Source organism: Burkholderia sp. WAC0059 (genome assembly GCF_002870125.1).
Lineage (GTDB): Bacteria > Pseudomonadota > Gammaproteobacteria > Burkholderiales > Burkholderiaceae > Paraburkholderia.
Map to the genome: position 1 here is coordinate 118,538 of NZ_PNEO01000005.1, position 18,093 is coordinate 136,630.

The window sequence follows — 18,093 nt, forward strand, 5'->3', positions numbered from 1 at the left end:
GTACTGCCCTTCGACGCGCATCGAAGGGCTGTATCTTCGCAACGATCGACAGGCGTTCGCCTGTATCTCGCCCCGGCCCCGCGCGCCGCAGTCAAATAACGCCTACCTCAACCATCGAGCGAGAACCAGATCATGGGTGTTCCGATCTATCGTCCAGCGCCAGAACAGCGATATGCCTCCCGCGAGGATTCCGCGCACAACGCGGCGAATGGCGGCGCAAACCCGTCCGTCCGCCCCGACCGGACAACCACGCAGCAGAACGTCCCGGCTCACCTGGCCGCCCTGTCCCCGTCGAACCGGCGGCCTCTTCCCTATCCGGACGATCGACTCAATCCGCCTTCACTACGCTTCCCGGAGGCTCCCCCCCGATAACGCGACGCCCCCGGCCAGCCTGGACCGAGGGGCATGGCGTCAATGGCGTCGACCATGGGCGACGCCGCTGCGGGTGCGATACGTCCCGCCCCGCTTCGCGGCTCGCCCAATCACTGCGCCGCCAGCCAGTCGACGAGATCCTGCAGCGCCGACTCGTTGATTTCGTGCCTCATGTCCGGGTAGAGATGGAACGACGGGTGGATGCCTAGCTGCTGCAGCCGCTGGTCGGCCTCGATCGCATAGGCATGAGGAATCACCGGGTCGTCCTCGCCGTGGGAAATGAACACGCTCAGGTGCGAAAGCGCGAACGACGGCTTGATCTGCGGCACGAGCGAATCGAAGATCGCCCCGCTCATCACGCCGATGCCGCGCACTTCGCCGGGATCGGTCAGCGCCACCTCGTAGCTCATGATGGCGCCCTGGCTGAAGCCGACCAGATACACCGCCTGCGGATCGAATCCGTAGCGCTTCACGAGCTGGTCGATCAGGCGCTCGATCCTGGCCCTCGACGCGTCGAGTTCGTCGGGCTTGCCGTCGAGCCGGCCGCCCACGTCCGTGCCCGCGAACCACTGATAGCTGCCTTCGCCGAGCGTATAGGGCGCGCGCGCCGAGACGACGCCGTAGCGCGACGGGAAGTCGTCGCGCAGGCTGTAGAGGTCCTGCTCGTTGCTGCCCATGCCGTGCAACAGCACGATGAGCGGTGCGCCCGCCGCCCCGCGTTGCGGCAGGTGGATCAGGTACGGCAGCGCGAGATCCCGGTGCAGCACGCTGTCCGGGTCGGCCGGCTGTCCGTCGGCCAGCGCCAGCGCCGCGAACGCGAACAGCAGCGACGCGAGCAGGCATTTTCGTAGCAAATTCATAAAGTCTCCGGCCGCTGGCCTGTCGTCGTCGAGGTCATCCGTGGCCGTGCGAACGACGGACCATGACGGGCGCCCCATGCTGGGTAGCGCCGGGGTTCTCCTCGATGGCCGTATGCGCTTTCTGGCGAATCGACTTCAGCAACCCGAGACCGTGCTCGAGCAATTCGACGCCGCCGTTGCGCGCGAACGCGTCGTGCCCGGCTTTGGCCGCCGCATCGCCGGCAGGCGGCGTCCGGAACCCTTCGTAGGTGTGGATGTAACCCGCGCAGACGAAGACGATTTCGCGCGCGTCGCCGGCCGCGATCGCGGCGCCGAGCACCTCGAAGTTGTGCAGCGCCTCGGCGAGCCAGCGAATGTCCTCGGATGCGTGAGGCCGATGTTCGGCCGACGCGTCGTAGGCCGGGGTGTTGTTCCGGATATGCACGGCCACCTCGGCGACGAACTCCAGAAACGAGGCGAATTCCTGCTGGTAATCGATCATCGGCGCTCCATCGGTGGGTGGGGTTCGGCATCGCCCGCGATACCCGGCGAATCGAAACCAGTCGAGAGTCTAAAGGAATGTGAATGGCACCGCTCGCGGCGGCAACCGGCGCGGCACGCGCGGCATTCACGAATGCAGACGGCACCCGGCGCTTTTATCCCAATAAATATCAAAATGTGATATTTTTCGTTTCCCGATCCGAGCCGCCGCGCTGCGCCCCATGACCCGACGCCGTTCCCTTCTCGCGAAAGCCGATTTCGAACAGCTTTCGGAATTCCGCTATCAGATGCGCCGCTTCGAGCGCTTCTCCGAAGAGGCCGCGCAAAACGAGGGCCTCACGCCGTTGCAATACCTGTTGCTGCTGCACGTAAAAGGCTATCCGGGCCGCGCGTGGGCGACGATCGGCGAGCTGGCGGAGCGGCTGCAAGCCCGGCATCACGGCGTCGTCTCGCTCGTCTCGCGCTGCGAGGCGCTCGCGCTCGTCGAGCGCCGGCCGAGCGAGACGGACCGGCGCCAGGTCGAGGTCCATCTGCTCGAAGCGGGCGAAGCCCTGCTGTCGAAGCTGGCGCAAATCCATCGCGCCGAACTCCGCTCGCTCGCCGGCTCGTTCAGCGTCCCGCAAATCGATTCGTAGACCGCCATGTCCACCCTCCGCCACGCGCACCGGCGCGACTTCTCCGTCAACGACCGCCTGCCCGTCATCGGCGCGCTCGCGGCCGGCATCGGCGTGCTCAGCACGGTCGCCGCCTGGGTGCTCATGAATCTCATCCACCTGTTCACGAACCTGTTCTTTTTCGCGCGCTTCTCGTTCGCGGACCGCTCGCCGGCCCACAACGGCCTCGGCGCCTGGGTCGTGCTGGTGCCGGTCGCGGGCGGACTGATCGTCGGCCTGATCGCGCGCTACGGCTCGGAGCGCATTCGCGGCCACGGCATTCCCGAGGCCATCGAGGCCATCCTGTTCGGCAGAAGCCGCATGTCGGCAAAGGTCGCGCTCCTCAAGCCGCTTGCCTCGGGCATCGCGATCGGCAGCGGCGGGCCGTTCGGCGCGGAAGGGCCGATCATCATGACGGGCGGCGCGCTCGGCTCGCTCGTCGCCCAGCGCGTGAGAATGAGCGCCGCCGAGCGCAAGACGCTGCTCGTCGCCGGCGCGGCCGCGGGCATGACCGCCGTGTTCGGCACGCCGGTCGCGGCCGTGCTGCTCGCCGTCGAATTGCTGCTGTTCGAGTGGCGTCCGCGCAGCCTGATTCCGGTCGCGCTGGCCTGCGCGGTCGCGGGCTTCGTGCGCAGCGCGTTTTTCGGCACCGGCCCGCTGTTTCCGCTGCAGACGGCGCCGGCCTCGCCGCTCCTGATGCTCTCGTGCGTCGTCGCGGGCCTCGTCTCCGGCGCGCTCGCGGCCGGACTCTCGGCGGCGCTCTACCGGATCGAGGACGGGTTCGCGCGGCTGCGGCTGCACTGGATGTGGTGGCCCATGCTCGGCGGGCTCGCCGTCGGCGCGGGCGGACTGATCGAGCCGCACACGCTCGGCGTCGGCTACGACGTGATCGGCGGCCTGCTGCATCGGCAATTCGCGCTGCAGGTCGTCGTCGCGATCGTCTCCGTGAAGGCCGTCATCTGGCTGATCGCGCTCGGCTCGGGCACCTCGGGCGGCGTGCTCGCTCCGCTGCTGATGCTAGGCGCCGGCCTCGGCGTGCTGCTGGGCCACGCGCTGCCCGCCGACGAGGCGGCGCTGTGTCCGCTCCTCTGCATGGCGGCGACGCTGGGCGCCACGCTCGGCGCGCCGCTCACGGCCATCGTGTTCGCGTTCGGCCTCACGCACGACGGCAACGCGCTGCTGCCGCTGCTGGCCGCCACGCTGGTTGCGCACGCGTTCTCGACGGCGGCCATGCGCCGTTCGATCATGACCGAGAAAATCGCGCGGCGCGGCCGCCACATCTACCGCGAGTACGGCGTCGATCCGCTCGAGCGCCATCACGTCGAGGAGGTCATGTCGTGCGAAGTCGAGACGATCGACGCCACGCTGACGGCCCGCGAGGCGCTCGCCCGGTTCTTCGGCACCGACCAGCGGCATCGCGCCTATCCGGTCGTCGAGATGGGGCGCGTGCTCGGCATCGCCGATCGGGACTTGCTGAGGACGCTAAGCGAAACGCAGTCCGAAATAAAAATCGGCGCTTCGATACAGACGCATCAACCCGTCGTCGCGCTCGAGAGCGAGACCTGCCGACTCGTCGCGACGCGGCTCGCGGTGCACGACATCGAACGCATGCCGGTCGTCACGGACCGGCAGACCATGCGGCTCGTCGGCATCGTGTCGCGCAGCGATCTCGTCGGGTTGTCGCTCGCGCACTTCGACGAGGAGCATCGCCGCGAACGCTTCGGACGCCTGCTGCCGATCGGGCGCAGACTGCGCGCGCGACACGTGCCGCGTTGACCGGCCCCGGCGCTTCTCCCCGCGCCGTCTCTCCCCGCGCCGCCTCGCGGCCCAGCCCCGCGCTACGCCGCGAGCCGTTCCAGATACGCGCAGAGCATCTCGCCCATCTCGTCCGCCCACGCGTCCATTTCCGCCTTCGAGCGGGCGCGTCCTGAAACGCCCTCGCCGACCGTCGTTATCGTCGTCATGAGAACCTCGGCCGCGAATGCGCGCTTCGCTTTCGGCGCATGCGGCAGCACCTCGTCCACGAACGCGAGCGCGAGTTGCCGGGCCGCCTCCCGATGCCGGCTCGCCTCGGGCGCGTCGCGATAGAGCGGCGCTACGTCGCCGAGCGCGACGCGCAGCGCCGCCTCCTCGTATTCGCTCCGGAAGAACGCGCGCACCGCCGCGCGCAACCGTTCGAGCGGCGGCCGGTCCGTGTCGCCGAGCATCCCGGCGATCAATTCGCCCGTCTGCCGCCACTCGTCCGACTGGAGCCGGAACAGGATGGCCTCCTTGTTCGGAAAGTACTGATAGAACGAGCCGACGCTCACGCCGGCCTCCTCCGCGACGCGCGCCGTCGTGAAACGCCGCGCGCCCTCGCGGATCAAAACGCGAACAGCGGCCTCCAGAATGTCCGCGACGAGACGCGTGGAGCGCGCCTGGCTCGGGTGCTTGCGGGCCGAAACGACGGGACCTGGCCGTTTTTTCATGGGATATCTGACCGAATGCGAATAGAAAACGCGACGAATTATTCGTATTCTAGCTAGATGCGCAACGTTGCGCGATCCACGAGGAAAACCCCGATGAATACGCTCGCTTCTCCCCCGCTTTCGGCCCTGCTCGCGCAGCTCTTCGCCGATGCCGACGCCAGCGACGCGCGCCTGCGCGACGAACTGGCGAAGCTCTCCGACGACGAACGCGCGAAGCTGATGAGCCCCAGCGCCGACTATCGCGCGTTCTACTCGCGCGCGAAGGACTTCCATCTCGCGATCTCGCGCGAAACGGGCACGCTGCTCTACCTGCTCGCGCGCACGAATCGCGCGCGCTCGATCGTCGAGTTCGGCACGTCGTTCGGCATCTCCACGCTGCATCTGGCCGCCGCGCTGCGCGACAACGGCGGCGGCAGGCTCGTCACGACGGAGTTCGAGCCGTCGAAGGCCGCGCAGGCGCGCGAGCATTTCGCGCGCTCAGGGCTGGCCGACCTGATCGAGATTCGCGAAGGCGACGCGCTCGACACGCTCGCGCGCGCGCTGCCTGACACCATCGACCTCGTGCTGCTCGACGGCGCCAAACCGCTCTACGGCGACGTGCTCGCGCTGCTCGAACCGCGTCTGCGCACGGGCGCGCTCGTCGTCGCCGACAACGCGGACTGGAGCCCCGCCTACCTCGAACGCGTCCGCGGACCGCAGTCGCGCTACGTCTCGGTGCCGTTCGCGGCCGACGTCGAGCTCTCGATGAAGCTCTGATCCCCGTTCCACGGTCCCCTGGCGCGAGAACGCGCCAATCTGGCCGCAGAACGCCCCTCGCGGCGGTTCACAGGCAACGGCCCGGCATCCAGAATTTCGTCAGGCGCGCGGCATTCCGGCCCGCGCATCCAACGGAGAGTGGAAGATGAGCGAAATTCTTGCGACGGCCGAGCGCGTGGGCCCGGCCTTTTCCGTCGACGGCATGCTGCTGGCGCGCCAGAAAACCCGCGAGGCCATCCGTCGAATCGCGGCGCGCGTAACGCCCGGCATGGCCGAAGAAGAGGCGGTCGAAATGGCGAAAGGCATGCTCGTCGAGTCCGGCCTGGCGCTGAGCTGGCACCCGACGCGCGTGCGTTTCGGCGCGAACACCATCAAGCCGATGAAGCAGGCCTCGGTGCCCGGCGTCGTCCTACAGGAAAACGATATTTTCTTCATCGACATCGCGCCGCGCGTCGATGCCTGGGAAGGCGACGGCGGCGCGTCGTTCGTGGTCGGGCGGCACGCGGACTACGAGCGCTGCGCGCGCGACGCCGAACGGCTCTTTCACGAGGCCCGTGCGGTCTGGGAAAAGGAGCGGCTGAGCGGCCAGGCGCTCTACGCCTGGGCCGACAAGACGGCGCGCGCGATGGGCTGGGAGCTGAACTTCGACCTGCCCGGCCATCGCGTCTCGGACTTCCCGCACGCCACGATCTACACGGGCTCGCTCGCCGACCTCGACGCGACGCCTTCGGCGATGCGCTGGATTCTCGAGATCCACCTGCGCGACCCGCAACGGCGCTTCGGCGCATTCTTCGAGGACATGCTGCTCGACGACGCGTTCTACCGCTGAGCCCCGCGGGCGGCCGGCTGTGCCGCCCGACTCGTCCGACTTCATCCGACATCCGCCAGGAAACCCCAGACCCATGAAAACCAGCCGCATCGTCATCGTCGGCAGCGGAGTGGGCGGCTATTCGGTCGCCCAGGCGCTGCGCAAGCGGGACGGCGCCGTGGACCTCGTCCTCGTCACAGGAGAAGCCGGCGCCGGCTATTCGAAACCGCTGCTCTCAAACGCCATCGCGCAAAAGCGGTCCGCGGCGCAGTGGATCACGTCGCCGCCCGAAGCCATGGCGAGCCGCCTGAACCTCACGCTGAAATCGCGCGAGCCGGTCACGGCCATCGACGTCGCCAACCGCTGCGTCGACACGTCGGGGGGCCGTTACGGCTACGACGCGCTCGTCCTCGCAACGGGCGCCGAACCCGCGCGGCCGCCCATCGCCGGAGACCGCGCCCGCGAAGCGCTCGCCGTCAACGATCTCGACGACTACGCCCGGTTTCGCGCCGCCATCGAGGGCGCGCGGCGCGTGCTCGTGATCGGCGCGGGCCTGATCGGCTGCGAATTCGCCAACGATCTGCTGGGCGCGAACGTCGTGCCGTTCGTCGTGGACCCCGGGCCCCGGCCGCTCGCCTCGCTCGCGCCCGCCGGAACCGGCCTCGCGCTGCAGCGCGCGCTCGAAGCCGGCGGCGTGCAATGGCGGCTCGGGCGGACCGTGCGATCGATCCAGGCGGCCGGTACGGGTTACGCGGCGACGCTCGACGACGGCGAAGTCCTCCGCGTGGACGCCGTCCTCTGCGCGACAGGCCTGCGCCCGCGCACGCGGCTCGCCCGGGACGCCGGATTGCACGTAAACCGCGGCATCGTCGTGGACGACTACGGGCGCGCGAGCCGGCCCGGCATCCTCGCCGTCGGCGACTGCGCCGAATACCCGGACGGAGTGCATCCGTTCGTGCGTCCCGTCCTCATCGCGGCAAAGGCGATGGCGGCCACGCTGCTCGGCACGCCGACGCGCATCGCGTTCCCGCCGATGCCCGTCTCCGTGAAGACGCCGCTCTACCCGGTGACGGTGCTGCCGCCACCGGCGGACACGGCGGGCGACTGGACGCCGCTCGCCGAGGCCGGAAGCGACGGCTTCGTCTTCAGGGACAGCCGCGGCGCCGTGCGAGGCTTCTCGCTCGGCGGCGCGTCGGCCGCCTCGCGCGCCCAGGCACTGCTCGGGCAGATCGACACGCCGGCGACGACGCCGGGCCCGGCGACCGCCCCCTGAAATCCGTTCGCGCGCCGGCCGTGCTATATCTGTACGCCCGATCCGCCGACGGCCCGTCCCCGCCCTGTCCCGACCGATGCGCAGCGTTGCCCTACTCGTGTTCCCCGGCGTCCAGGCGCTCGACGTGTTCGGCCCGACCGACGTTTTCTCGGAAGCGAACCGCTTCCTGCTGCCCGACGCCCAGTACCGGCTCGAACTGATTTCGACCGGGCACGACGCGCTGCGCTGCTCGAGCGGCCTGCGGATTCAGGCCGACCGGCACTTCGGCGAGGCGGACGGCGACTACGACCTGCTGCTCGCCGCCGGCGGCCCGGCGCTCGTGCAGACGCCGCTCGGCGACGACGTGCACGCCTGGCTGCGCGACGCGAGCCGGCGCGCGCGGCGCTTCGGCTCGATCTGCAACGGCGCGCTGACGCTCGCGCGCGCCGGGCTGCTCGACGGCCGCGTCGTGACCACGCACTGGAACGACGCGGCCGCGCTGGCCGCGCTGTGTCCGACGGCCCGCGTCGAGTTCGACCGCATCTTCATCCAGGACGGCAATCTCTACACGTCGGCCGGCGTCACGGCCGGCATCGACCTCTCTCTGTACCTGCTCGCCCAGGATCACGGCCCCGAGGTCGCGCTGAACGTCGCCAAACGGCTCGTGGTCTTCGTCCAGCGCGCGGGCGGGCAGTCGCAGTTCAGCCCCTACCTGACGCCCTACGCCGAGGCCTCGTCGCCGATCGCCCAGGTGCAGCAATACGTGCTCGGGCATCTCGCCGACGACCTCGGCGTCGCCGTGCTCGCCTCGGTCGCGAAGATGAGCCCGCGTAACTTCTCGCGCGTGTTCGCGCGCGATACGCGCGTGACGCCGGCCGAATTCGTCGAACGCGCGCGCATCGACGCGGCGCGCGTCATGCTCGAAAACGGCACCGAGCCGCTCAAGACCGTCGCGTGGCGATGCGGGCTGCGCGACGCCCATCATCTGCGCGACGCCTTCCGGCGTCGGCTCGGCGTCACGCCGCAGCAATACCGCCTGCACTTCGGCGCGCGGCCGACGCCGCCGGATCGGGACATTCAGGGCATGACGGGCGGGTGATAGGTCAGCGTCGGCGCGAGCGCCCAGAGCATGAAGATGACGAGCGGAAAGTGCACGACGAGCTGGGTGAACGTGAAGCCGACCACGTCGCGCGCGCGCAGGCCCAGCACGCCGAGCAGTGGCAGCATCCAGAACGGATTGACGAGGTTGGGCAGCGCCTCCGCCGCGTTGTAGACCGTCACGGCCCATCCCAGATGCACGTGGAGCGCGTTGGCGGCCGCCATGACGTAGGGCGCCTCGACGACCCACTTCCCGCCGCCCGACGGCACGAAGAACCCGAGCACGGCCGAGTAGATGCCCATGAGCGCCGGAAACGAGGCGTGCGACGAGATCGCGACGAAGAAATGCGACAGATGCGTCGCCAGCGGCACGCCCGACGCCGGAGCCGCCTTCGTCAGGATGAACGCGATGCCGCCGTAGAGCGGAAACTGGATCAGCACGCCGGCCGTCGAGGGCACCGACTTCGCCACCGCGTCGAGAAACCGGCGCGGGCGCCAGCTCAGCAGCATGCCGATCATCAGGAAGACGAAGTTATAGGTGTTCAGGTCCGAGATCGCGACCGCCGGATTCTTCGTGCCGAATGTGTGGCCGATCCAGAGCGCGCCGAGCAGCACGAGCAGGACCGTCACGACGGGGCTGTATTCGAGCCAGTCGCCGGGGCGCTTCGGCTTCTCCAGCGCGCCGGCCGGCTCCTCCAGCGGTACGCCGAGCTCCTGCGCCGTGCGTGCGCGCGCCCCGGCCGGCGCCGAGAGCGCGGCGACCAGCACCGACGCCACGGTCAGCACCGCCAGCATCAGCATCGATTGCGGCAGGAAGATCGTCTCCGAGAACGGGATGACGCCCGTGATCGCGTACAGCGCCTTCGGCAGGCTGGCCGGATTCGCCTGCAACTGCGAGGCCGACGAGCTCAGGCCCAGCGCCCAGGTCGCGCCCATGCCCAGATAGGCCGCCGCGCCGGCGGCCCGGTAGTCCACCCGCAGGTCCGTGCGGCGCGCGAGCGCGCGCACGAGCAGCCCGCTGAAGATCAGGCTGATGGCCCAGTTGAACAGCGCGGCGAAGATGCTGACGAGCGCGACGAACGCGACCGCCGAACGCGGGCCGCGCGGCAGGCGCGCGAGCCAGACGATGACGCGCGCGGCCGGCGGCGAGACGGCGACCACGTAGCCGGAGATCGCCACGATCGCCATCTGCATCGTGAAGGGAATGAGGCTCCAGAAGCCGTCGCCGAACGCGATGCCCACCTGCTGGACCGGCGCGCCGGCCGCGAGCGAGCCGAGCGCGACGACGATCACGGCGATCGCGGCGAAGATGTAGGCGTCGGGAAACCATCGCTCCGACCAGCGCGTCACGCCCGCCGCCATGCGTTCGAGCGCGCCGGCCGGGCCCTGCGCCCGCTCCTCGATGCCCGCTTCACCCGTTTTGCCCGCTCCAGACAGTTGCTTCATTTCGATCTCCCTTTTTTCCGCCGACACAGAACCCTGATGAAATGCGCGTGAACGACACTTGCGGTCTTCCCTGCCCTGCCGCGAGACAGACACGGGCCGGCCGCCGGGCGATGCCTTGCCACCAACCCCGGTCAACCCGTTTCAGGCCCGACCCCGGGCCCCGAATCCAGATTGCCGTTCAGGCTTCTATCGCGACGTCGCTGGTCGGCACCGCCTGGCAGGCGAAGCAGACGTCCGGCTCGTCGGGACCGCGCTCGCAGAGGTGATCGACGGTTCCCCGGCTCACGCGCACGGCGCAGCTCTCGCACTGGCCGACGCGGCAGCCGCTCGGCATCGCAATGCCGAGCCCCTCGGCGAAGGCCAGCAGCGTGCCGTTCGCGGGCGTCCATGCCGCCTTGCGGTTCGAACGCGTGAACTCCACAAAAAAGCGCTGCGAGGCGTCGAGGCGCGGCTTCGACGGCGAGCGGAACGCCTCCCTGAACATGTCGAACGGCGGCACGCCGCGCGCGACCAGGCCGTCGGCGAGCGCGTTCATCATCGGTTCGGGGCCGCAGAAATAGAATCGCGCGCGCGCGCGGATCAGCGCGTCGGCGACGACGCCGGCCGTCAGTTGGCCGGCCATCGCGTAGTCGCGGCCGCGCACATCGAGGCCGTCGCGCGGCGCGCTGTAGCAGTTGACGACGGTAAGCGACGGCAGCCGCCGGCCCAGCTCCGCGATGCGCTCGCGAAACGCATGCGTCGCGCCGTTGCGATTCGCGTAGAAGAGCCAGAGCGGCGGCGCGGCGGCGGCATCGCGAATCGATTCGAGCTGCGCGACGAACGGCGTGATGCCGATGCCGCCGGCGAACATCACGACGGGCTGCCGCGACGCCGTCGGCACGACGAACGTGCCGGCCGGCGCGCGCAGCGACACGCGCCGGCCCACCTCGAACGCGCGATGGATGTAGCCCGACATCGCGCCCTCGAACGGCTCGCCGCCGGGCGCGACGCCGCGCTGATGGCGCACGGCGATCGTGTAGCTGCGGCGGTCCGCGACGACGGCCGGGCCCGTCAGCGAATAGGCCCGCGTCGTGCCGCCCTCGCCGAGTTCGGGAACGTGCAGGCTCACGTGCTGCCCCGGCAGATAGTCGGGCAACGGGCCGCCGTCGCGCGCGGCGAACATGACCGTGCGCACGCCCGCGGCCGCCTCTCCGACGGCCGCCACGACGAACTCGCGCCAGCCCGGCCAGGCCCGCCGGGCCGGATCGACGGACGGATCGCGCGCCACGTCGCAGGCGGACGAGCGCAGCGGCACGGAACCGCTCAGCGGATCGACGTCGCGCCCCGAAACCAGGTTGGCGAAGTTGCTGTTCTGTGCGCCGGACATCGGCAGCGCCGTCATGCCGACCTCGTCGCAGGCCTGCCACCAGCCGTACTCGGCGACGACGACGTCGCGCGCGAGCCCCTCGACGACGCGCGCCCGAAAGCGCGCCGAGCCGGCCGCCGAGCGGACGACGATCCAGTCGCCGTCCGCGATGCCTTTCTCGCCGGCCAGCGCGGGGCCGATCTCGGCCACGGGCCAGGGCGCGCGCCGGCGCAGGCTGGGCAGGCTGCGCTGCTGGCTATGGCAGTAGTAGCCGTTCTTGGCCGAGGTGAGAACGTACGGATAGCGCGTCGGGCCGGCCGTGCCTTCGCGCGTCGACGGCGCCGATAGCGCGGGCGGCACGTAGTGCGGCACGGGCGGATAGCCGTGACGCAGCAGCTTCTCCGAGTACAGCTCGACCTTGCCCGTCTCCGTGTCGAAGCCGCGCGCGCGGCCGTCCGGCGTCGGCGCGGCGTAGCCGCGCTCCCTCTGTTCGACGCCGCGGCGAATCCCCTCCGGCTGCGCGCGCAGCGTCGCGACGTCGAGCCCGAGCGGCGCGAGTACGTGGTTCCAGCCGGCCTCGACGCTGCCGCCGAAAAACGACTCGCCCATGCCGAGCCGCACAGCCAGATCGAACACGATGTCGTAATCGGCGCGGCTTTCCCCGCGCGGCGCGACCATCCGCTGACGCAACTGCACGAGCTCGATCGCCCGCTCGTCGATCTCGAACCCGAGGCGCAGCCCCTCGCGCTCCCACGGCGTGTTGATCGGCAAAAAGAGATCGGCGTAACGCGACGAGGGCGTCTCGAAGAGATCGCAATGGACGTGGAATTCCAGCCGGCCGAGCGCTTCGCGGGCCGCTTCGGCGTCGGCCTGCGAGACCATCATGTTCGTGCCGAACGCGACGAGCGCCCGCACGCGGTACGGCTGCGCCCCGGTTATCGCGCGATAGACGTCGCGCGCCGTCACCCAGCCGTGGGCCGGCGGTCCGAGCGGTCGCGCCTCGAGGCCGAGCGCCTTCGCGCGCTGCTGCGGGCTCGCGAGCGCATAGGTGCTCACGGCGTTGGCCGGCTGCTTCGCGAACACGCGGTTCGAGCCTCGCGTGTCGAACGCGCCCGTCAGCGCGTAGAGCGTCGCGATGGCGCGTTCGGTCTGCGTCGCGTTCGTGTGCTGGCCGACGCCCGACCAGGCGTGATAGGCGATGCGCCGGCCCGGCGCCAGCATCCGCGCGACCGTCACGACGTCGGCGGCGGGCACGCCCGTGATCGACTCGACGCGCGCCGGCGTGTAGTCCGCGAGCGCGTCGCGATAGAGCCGGAAAGCCGGCACGCAGACCACCGCGACGCGACCGCCGGCCCCGCGAACCGTCACCTCGTAGCGGCCGTCGAGCGCGAGATCGGCGGGTTGCGAGCCGGACTGCGTGCCGGACTCCTCGCCGGCCAGTTCGAGCCGGCCGCGCGACGCGTTCCAGACCGCGTGGCGGTTCTGCGTCGAATCGGGGTCGAGATCGCGCTCGCGCAGGAAGCGGCCCGTGTCGGCGCGCACGAGGAGCGGCGCGTTCGTCCAGGCCCGCACGAACGCCTCGTCGATCCCGCCGTCCTCGATCATCTGGCGCGCGATGCCCATGGCCAGCGCGCCGTCCGTGCCGGGCCGGACCGGCATCCAGACGTCGGCCTCCTTCGCCAGCGCCGTCGGGCGCGGGTCCACGACGACGAGCTTCGCGCCGTTGCGCCGGCCCTTGCCGATGGCGTCGGCCTGGGCGAGCCACGTGCTGGCCGGATTCGTGCCCCAGAGCAGGATCACGTCGGCGTGGCGGTAGTCGGCGGTGGGCATGCCGCAGCCGAACGTGAACGCGTGCGCGAAATCCTTGTGCCAGTTGCAGATCTCAGTGGCGTAGCAGATATTCGGACTGCCATAGAGCCAGACGAAGCGCTCCACCCAGTCGATGCTGTCGCTGATCGGCGTGCCGCTCGGCGTGGTCACGCCGAACGCGACCGACTCCGCGCCGCTCTCGCGCCGGAACCGGTCGAGCTTCCCGGCGATCTCGCCGAGCGCCTCGTCCCACGTGATGCGCTGCCAGCCCGGATCGTCGGCATCCTTCGGATTCGTGCGGCGCATCGGGTACAGCACGCGGTTCGGGCTATGGACGAGTTCGGGCGCGGCGCGCCCCTTCATGCACATGGCGTGCCCCGTCGGATGCCCGGGATCGGGCCGGACCTCGACGAGCAGGTCGCCGCGCACGACGTTCACCGTGCCGCAACGCGACCGGCACAACGTGCAGTAGCCCTTTTTCTCGTGCGTATCGATCACCGGCCCGCCCCTCCTCGAGACCCGATGCTATGCAGCCACAAATCCCGCGCCAAATTCATAATACCGATGCCGCGATATATAATTTTTCAATACCTTCGCCGTCTATCCTGTCGTTCCTTCGTCATCCTCAGGCAGACACCGACCGTCCGTGGCTACTCATCTCACGCTACGCCAAATCGAGTTCTTCGTCTCGGTCGCCGATACCGGGCAGATCTCCCGCTCGTCCAGCCTCTGCAACGTCTCGCAGTCGTCGATGACGATCGCGCTGCAGAACCTCGAGGACGCCGTGGGCGTGCCGCTGCTCGCCCGCCACGCGAAGGGCGTGCGGCTCACCGAGGCCGGCGAGCGCTTCCTGCGGCACGTCCAGCAGGCCACGCTGTCCGTCGACCAGGCCGTGACGGCCGCGCGCGAAGAGCCGGGGCAACTGGCCGGCCGGCTGCGCATCGGCGTCACCGAAACCATCTCGGCCTATCTGATCCCCACGCTGATGGCGACCCTGAGCCGGCGCTTCGCCGGCCTCGAGATCGAGATCGTCGAGCGCGAGCGCACCGCCGTCGAGGAAGGGCTCGTCGCGGGCGAACTCGACATCGCGCTGCTGCTCGTCTCCAACACGGCGCTCGTCGACGAGCTCAAGTGCGAGACGATGCTGCGCTCCGCGCGCCGCCTCTGGACGGCGCCCGACCACCCGCTTCAGGAGGCGCAGCGCGTGACGCTCGAAGACGTCGCGCGAGAAAACTACCTGCTGCTCGACATGGACGAGCACGTCGAAACCGTCGGCAAGTACTGGGGCAAATACGGCCTGAAGCCGCGCGTGCGGCTGCAGAGCAAATCGATCGAGGCCGTGCGCAGCCTCGTGGCGCAGGGCCACGGCGTGACGATCCTCTCCGATCTCGTCTATCGCCCCTGGTCGCTCGAAGGCAACCGCATCAGCCGCCGCGACCTCGGCGTGCCCGTTCCGACCATGGACGTCGGCGCCGTCTGGCGGCGCAACGGCGCGCTGTCGGATCAGGCGCGCGCGTTGCTGGAGTTGCTGCGTTCGTGGAAACGGGCAGCCCGGTAGGACGCCTCCGGTTGCTAACACGCTGAGCACGATGGGCGCCCGCCCGGGAACACGTCGGCCGCATCGCATCGCCGCGCGCGGCCGGCAGCGATGCCCGACGCGTTCCGCCGAACCGGCCGGCCCGACCCGACGAACGCCCCCGCGAATGCCCCCGGGCTCCCGGGCGGCACGTTATGATCCCGCCATATCTCCACCCTATCGCCGCCGAATCACACGGCGCCGCCGGCGCAGCGCGAGACCCATGGACATCCGTCAGCTCAAATACTTCATCGCGATCGTGGACTGCGGCAGCCTCTCGAAGGCGGCCGAGCAGCTCTGCGTCGCGCAGCCGTCGCTGAGCCAGCAGGTCGCCGGGCTCGAGGCCGAGCTCAAGACGGCCCTGCTGCTGCGCAGCCATCAGGGCGTGCAGCCCACCGAGGCCGGTCGCGCGCTCTATCTGCGCGCCCACGACGTGCTGCGCCAGGTCGCGCAGATTCCGCTCGCCGTGCGCGTGAACGGCACCGAGTCGGGCCAGGTCGCCATCGGCCTGCCCACGAGCGTCGCCGTCGTGCTCGCGCTGCCGCTCTTCGAGCACGTGCGCCGCCATTTCCCCGGCATCCGCCTGCAGATCGTCGAGGGCATGAGCGGCTACCTCGCCGAGCTGCTGGCCAACGGCCGCCTCGACATGGCCATCCTCTTTCGCGAAGCCGAGACGCGCGGCGTCTCGGTCCATCCGCTCTTCGAGGAAAACCTGTTCGTGTTCGGGCGCGTCGCCGGCGTCGGCCCCGCGAAGGACGTCCCGCTGCGGCGCCTGTCGGGCGTGCCGATGGTCCTGCCGAGCGCGGCGAACGGCCTGCGCGTGCTGATCGAGCGCGCGTTCGCGCGCGAGGGCATCGAGCCCGAGATCGTCGCCGACATCGACTCGCTGCCGACCATGCTGGCCATCGCGCGCCAGGGGCACGTCGTCACGATCGTCTCCCCGGACGCGCTCGGCCGCCACGCCGCCGATGCCCCGCTGATCCACCGCCTCGTCAAGCCGGACATCGCGCGCGCCGTCGCGCTGTGCATCCCCAACGCGCTGCCGACGAGCGCGGCCTCGCTCGCGATCCAGAAGACGGTCCGACAACTGGCCGCCGAGCTCGTCGACAGCGGCGCATGGGTCGGCGTTCTGCCGCGCACGGCGCACGAAGGGCACGAGGGACACGAGAACAGGGCAAACGAAGAAAGGAAATGGGTATAGAAACGGATATAGGCGCGACCTATACCCGGTAGCTCGAATCGGTATTTCACACCGGCTTCGCGTGCGTATAGATTGAGCTCCTCGCCGTCCGCCAGAGACGCGCCCGGACAACTCAAAGGAGACGCATGTACAGCCAGATTTTCGACCCCGTCGCGCATTCGATCGGGGCTTCCGCGGCCTTCGCCGCCCTTCCCCTGCTCACGCTCTTCGTCCTGCTCGGCGTACTGCGCCTGCAGGCGCGCTGGGCCGCGCTCGCCTCGCTCGTCGTCTCGATGGTCGTGGCGGCATTCGTCTACGGCATGCCGGCCGGCCAGACCGCGAGCGGCGCGCTCGAAGGCGCCGCGATCGGCTTCTTCCCCATCATCTGGATCGGCATCAACGCGATCTGGCTCTTCAAGCTCACGCAGGAAAGCGGCCACGCCGACGTGCTGCGGCGCGCGCTCGCCCACGTGAGCGCGGACCAGCGCGTGCAGGCCGTCCTCATCGCCTTCTGCTTCGGCGCGCTGCTCGAGGCGCTCGCGGGCGGCGGCGCGCCCGTCGCCATCTGCTCGGTGCTGCTCATCTCGCTCGGCATCGAGCCGCTGAAGGCGGCCACCGTCTGCCTGCTCGCCGACACGAGCCCCGTCGCGTTCGGCGCGCTCGGCCTGCCGATCACCGTGCTCGCCAAGATCACGCGCCTGCCCGTCCACGACATCAGCGTGATGGTCGGTCGCCAGGCGCCGCTGCTCTCGCTCTTCATCCCGCTCATGCTCGTGTTCATCGTGGACGGCAAGCGCGGGCTCAAGGAAGTCTGGCCGCTTGCCGTCGTCGCGGGCCTCGCGTTCGCCTTCGCGCAATGCGCCGGCTCGATGGTGCTGCCCGTCGAGCTCGTCGACATCGTCGCCGCGCTGATCTGCGCGGGCGTGTCGATCGCGTTCCTGCGCGTCTGGTCGCCCGATACGGTGCGCGCGGGCGTCCCCGTGGCGGACCCGGCCGCGCCGGCCGGCGACTTCCACGGCGCCCGGACGGCGGACGGCCAGGCGCATTTCGATGCCGCGTTCGCCGACGGCGCGACGCATCCCGTGGCCGCCGTGGGCCCCGCGCTCGCCATGCCGATGACGGGCGGCAGCGCGTCGTTCCATCTCGCCGCGGCCGGTGCGCAGGGCGCCCAGGTCGCGCCGGCAAAGCCTGCCGCGGCCCGCGATTCGCGCGCCGAAATCCTGCGCGCGCTCGCGCCCTACGCGGCCGTGATTCTCGTCGTCGCGCTCACGCAGATCGGCTTCGTCGGCCGCGCGATGGAGGCCGTCACGTCCTCGTTCGCCTGGCCGGGCCTGCACGTCGTCGATCCGAAGGGCATGCCGGTCTCGGCCGTCGGCGCGAAGTTCGAGTGGCTGCTCTCGGCGGGCTCGATCGTGCTGATCGCGGGCCTGCTCTCGGTGCCCGTGCTCCGGCTCGACGCGCGCGTCGCCGCCCGCACCTACGCGCAGAACCTGCACGAGCTGCGCTGGCCCGTGTTCACGGTCTGCTGCGTCGTCGGCGTCGCCTACGTGATGAACCTGTCCGGCCAGATCGTCACGCTCGGCATCTGGGCCGCCAACGCCGGTTCCGCGTTCGCGCCCGTGTCGCCGATTCTCGGCTGGTTCGCGACCGCGCTCACGGGCTCGGACACCTCGGCCAACGCGCTGTTCGGCATGCTGCAGCTCACGACCGCGCATCACACCGGCCTCTCCGACATCCTGCTGACGGCCGCGAACACCACGGGCGGCGTCGTCGGCAAGGCCATCTCGCCGCAGAACCTCGCGGTCGGCGCCGTGGCGGTCGGCATGATCGGCCAGGAAGGCACGCTGTTCCGGCGCGTGGCCGCCTGGACGCTGCTGATGATCGCTGCGCTGAGCCTGCTCGTCTGGCTGCAGTCCACGCCGGTCCTCGGCTGGATGGTGCCCTGACCGTCCGCGCCGTTCGACCTCCCCGTTTTATGCAAGGAAATTCG

15 protein-coding genes are annotated in these 18,093 nt (G+C 70.1%); 10 read left to right on the forward strand and 5 right to left on the reverse strand.

Going from position 1 to position 18,093, the window contains the following annotated elements; genetic code table 11:
* Window positions 1–482: 482 nt before the first annotated feature.
* Together CY652_RS07210 and CY652_RS07215 are read right to left on the reverse strand one after the other, a co-directional pair.
* Window positions 483–1,232: an alpha/beta hydrolase gene (locus tag CY652_RS07210; protein WP_180970450.1), complete on the reverse strand. Its 750-nt coding sequence runs from the start codon at window positions 1,230–1,232 to the stop codon at window positions 483–485.
* Window positions 1,233–1,266: 34 nt separating this feature from the next.
* Complete coding sequence (locus tag CY652_RS07215; RefSeq protein WP_102130022.1) at window positions 1,267–1,713, reverse strand: hypothetical protein; 447 nt, start codon at window positions 1,711–1,713, stop codon at window positions 1,267–1,269.
* Between the two features lie 83 nt (window positions 1,714–1,796).
* Between CY652_RS07215 and CY652_RS24390 the strand changes: the two genes are divergently transcribed.
* From CY652_RS24390 to CY652_RS07225, 3 genes are read left to right on the forward strand one after another with little or no spacing between them, the layout of a single operon-like run.
* Window positions 1,797–1,937 carry a hypothetical protein gene (locus CY652_RS24390; RefSeq protein ID WP_180970451.1) on the forward strand — a complete coding sequence of 47 codons (141 nt, stop codon included), beginning with the start codon at window positions 1,797–1,799 and terminating at the stop codon, window positions 1,935–1,937.
* Window positions 1,934–2,347, forward strand: a complete 414-nt coding sequence (locus CY652_RS07220) for a MarR family winged helix-turn-helix transcriptional regulator (protein ID WP_180970453.1) — start codon at window positions 1,934–1,936, stop codon at window positions 2,345–2,347. Before CY652_RS24390 ends, CY652_RS07220 begins: the two co-directional genes overlap by 4 nt.
* 6 nt (window positions 2,348–2,353) lie before the next feature.
* Window positions 2,354–4,141, forward strand: a complete 1,788-nt coding sequence (locus CY652_RS07225) for a chloride channel protein (protein WP_102130024.1) — start codon at window positions 2,354–2,356, stop codon at window positions 4,139–4,141.
* A 62-nt stretch (window positions 4,142–4,203) separates the two neighbouring features.
* On the opposite strand, the gene CY652_RS07230 is transcribed toward CY652_RS07225, so the two are convergent.
* A complete protein-coding gene (locus CY652_RS07230) occupies window positions 4,204–4,833 on the reverse strand; it encodes a TetR family transcriptional regulator (RefSeq protein WP_102130025.1) in 630 nt (209 codons plus the stop codon).
* 93 nt (window positions 4,834–4,926) lie between these two features.
* Between CY652_RS07230 and CY652_RS07235 the strand changes: the two genes are divergently transcribed.
* The 4 genes from CY652_RS07235 to CY652_RS07250 all read left to right on the forward strand — a co-directional run bounded on the left by CY652_RS07235 (window position 4,927) and on the right by CY652_RS07250 (window position 8,748).
* The gene (locus CY652_RS07235) at window positions 4,927–5,589 is read left to right on the forward strand and encodes an O-methyltransferase (protein ID WP_102130026.1); all 663 of its coding nucleotides are present in this window, start codon (window positions 4,927–4,929) and stop codon (window positions 5,587–5,589) included.
* A gap of 145 nt (window positions 5,590–5,734) precedes the next feature.
* Window positions 5,735–6,418: a M24 family metallopeptidase gene (locus CY652_RS07240; RefSeq protein ID WP_102130027.1), complete on the forward strand. Its 684-nt coding sequence runs from the start codon at window positions 5,735–5,737 to the stop codon at window positions 6,416–6,418.
* Between the two features lie 73 nt (window positions 6,419–6,491).
* Window positions 6,492–7,670: an NAD(P)/FAD-dependent oxidoreductase gene (locus CY652_RS07245; RefSeq protein WP_102130028.1), complete on the forward strand. Its 1,179-nt coding sequence runs from the start codon at window positions 6,492–6,494 to the stop codon at window positions 7,668–7,670.
* A gap of 76 nt (window positions 7,671–7,746) precedes the next feature.
* On the forward strand, window positions 7,747–8,748 hold the full coding sequence (locus tag CY652_RS07250; protein WP_102130029.1) for a GlxA family transcriptional regulator: 1,002 nt from the start codon (window positions 7,747–7,749) through the stop codon (window positions 8,746–8,748).
* Here the strand turns inward: CY652_RS07250 and CY652_RS07255 are convergent.
* Together CY652_RS07255 and CY652_RS07260 are read right to left on the reverse strand one after the other, a co-directional pair.
* On the reverse strand, window positions 8,727–10,193 hold the full coding sequence (locus CY652_RS07255) for a short-chain fatty acid transporter (RefSeq protein ID WP_102130130.1): 1,467 nt from the start codon (window positions 10,191–10,193) through the stop codon (window positions 8,727–8,729). The genes CY652_RS07250 and CY652_RS07255 overlap by 22 nt on opposite strands.
* Before the next feature lie 178 nt (window positions 10,194–10,371).
* Window positions 10,372–13,842, reverse strand: coding sequence for a molybdopterin-dependent oxidoreductase (locus CY652_RS07260; protein ID WP_102130131.1), 3,471 nt, complete (start codon window positions 13,840–13,842; stop codon window positions 10,372–10,374).
* Window positions 13,843–13,993: 151 nt separating this feature from the next.
* Here CY652_RS07260 and CY652_RS07265 point away from each other — a divergent pair, with 151 nt between their 5' ends.
* From CY652_RS07265 to CY652_RS07275, 3 genes are all read left to right on the forward strand, one after another.
* Window positions 13,994–14,905, forward strand: coding sequence for a LysR family transcriptional regulator (locus tag CY652_RS07265; RefSeq protein ID WP_102130030.1), 912 nt, complete (start codon window positions 13,994–13,996; stop codon window positions 14,903–14,905).
* Between the two features lie 241 nt (window positions 14,906–15,146).
* The gene (locus CY652_RS07270) at window positions 15,147–16,124 is read left to right on the forward strand and encodes a LysR substrate-binding domain-containing protein (RefSeq protein WP_102130031.1); all 978 of its coding nucleotides are present in this window, start codon (window positions 15,147–15,149) and stop codon (window positions 16,122–16,124) included.
* Between the two features lie 125 nt (window positions 16,125–16,249).
* The gene (locus tag CY652_RS07275) at window positions 16,250–18,049 is read left to right on the forward strand and encodes an L-lactate permease (RefSeq protein WP_102130032.1); all 1,800 of its coding nucleotides are present in this window, start codon (window positions 16,250–16,252) and stop codon (window positions 18,047–18,049) included.
* The last annotated feature ends 44 nt before the right edge of the window (window positions 18,050–18,093 follow it).

Excerpts from the sequence above, each read along its gene's own strand:
- CY652_RS07210 (WP_180970450.1), bottom strand. The coding sequence starts at position 1,232 with ATGAATTTGCTACGAAAATGCCTGCTCGCGTCGCTGCTGTTCGCGTTC.
- CY652_RS07215 (WP_102130022.1), bottom strand. The coding sequence starts at position 1,713 with ATGATCGATTACCAGCAGGAATTCGCCTCGTTTCTGGAGTTCGTCGCC.
- CY652_RS24390 (WP_180970451.1), top strand. The coding sequence starts at position 1,797 with ATGGCACCGCTCGCGGCGGCAACCGGCGCGGCACGCGCGGCATTCACG.
- CY652_RS07220 (WP_180970453.1), top strand. The coding sequence starts at position 1,934 with ATGACCCGACGCCGTTCCCTTCTCGCGAAAGCCGATTTCGAACAGCTT.
- CY652_RS07225 (WP_102130024.1), top strand. The coding sequence starts at position 2,354 with ATGTCCACCCTCCGCCACGCGCACCGGCGCGACTTCTCCGTCAACGAC.
- CY652_RS07230 (WP_102130025.1), bottom strand. The coding sequence starts at position 4,833 with ATGAAAAAACGGCCAGGTCCCGTCGTTTCGGCCCGCAAGCACCCGAGC.
- CY652_RS07235 (WP_102130026.1), top strand. The coding sequence starts at position 4,927 with ATGAATACGCTCGCTTCTCCCCCGCTTTCGGCCCTGCTCGCGCAGCTC.
- CY652_RS07240 (WP_102130027.1), top strand. The coding sequence starts at position 5,735 with ATGAGCGAAATTCTTGCGACGGCCGAGCGCGTGGGCCCGGCCTTTTCC.
- CY652_RS07245 (WP_102130028.1), top strand. The coding sequence starts at position 6,492 with ATGAAAACCAGCCGCATCGTCATCGTCGGCAGCGGAGTGGGCGGCTAT.
- CY652_RS07250 (WP_102130029.1), top strand. The coding sequence starts at position 7,747 with ATGCGCAGCGTTGCCCTACTCGTGTTCCCCGGCGTCCAGGCGCTCGAC.
- CY652_RS07255 (WP_102130130.1), bottom strand. The coding sequence starts at position 10,193 with ATGAAGCAACTGTCTGGAGCGGGCAAAACGGGTGAAGCGGGCATCGAG.
- CY652_RS07270 (WP_102130031.1), top strand. The coding sequence starts at position 15,147 with ATGGACATCCGTCAGCTCAAATACTTCATCGCGATCGTGGACTGCGGC.
- CY652_RS07275 (WP_102130032.1), top strand. The coding sequence starts at position 16,250 with ATGTACAGCCAGATTTTCGACCCCGTCGCGCATTCGATCGGGGCTTCC.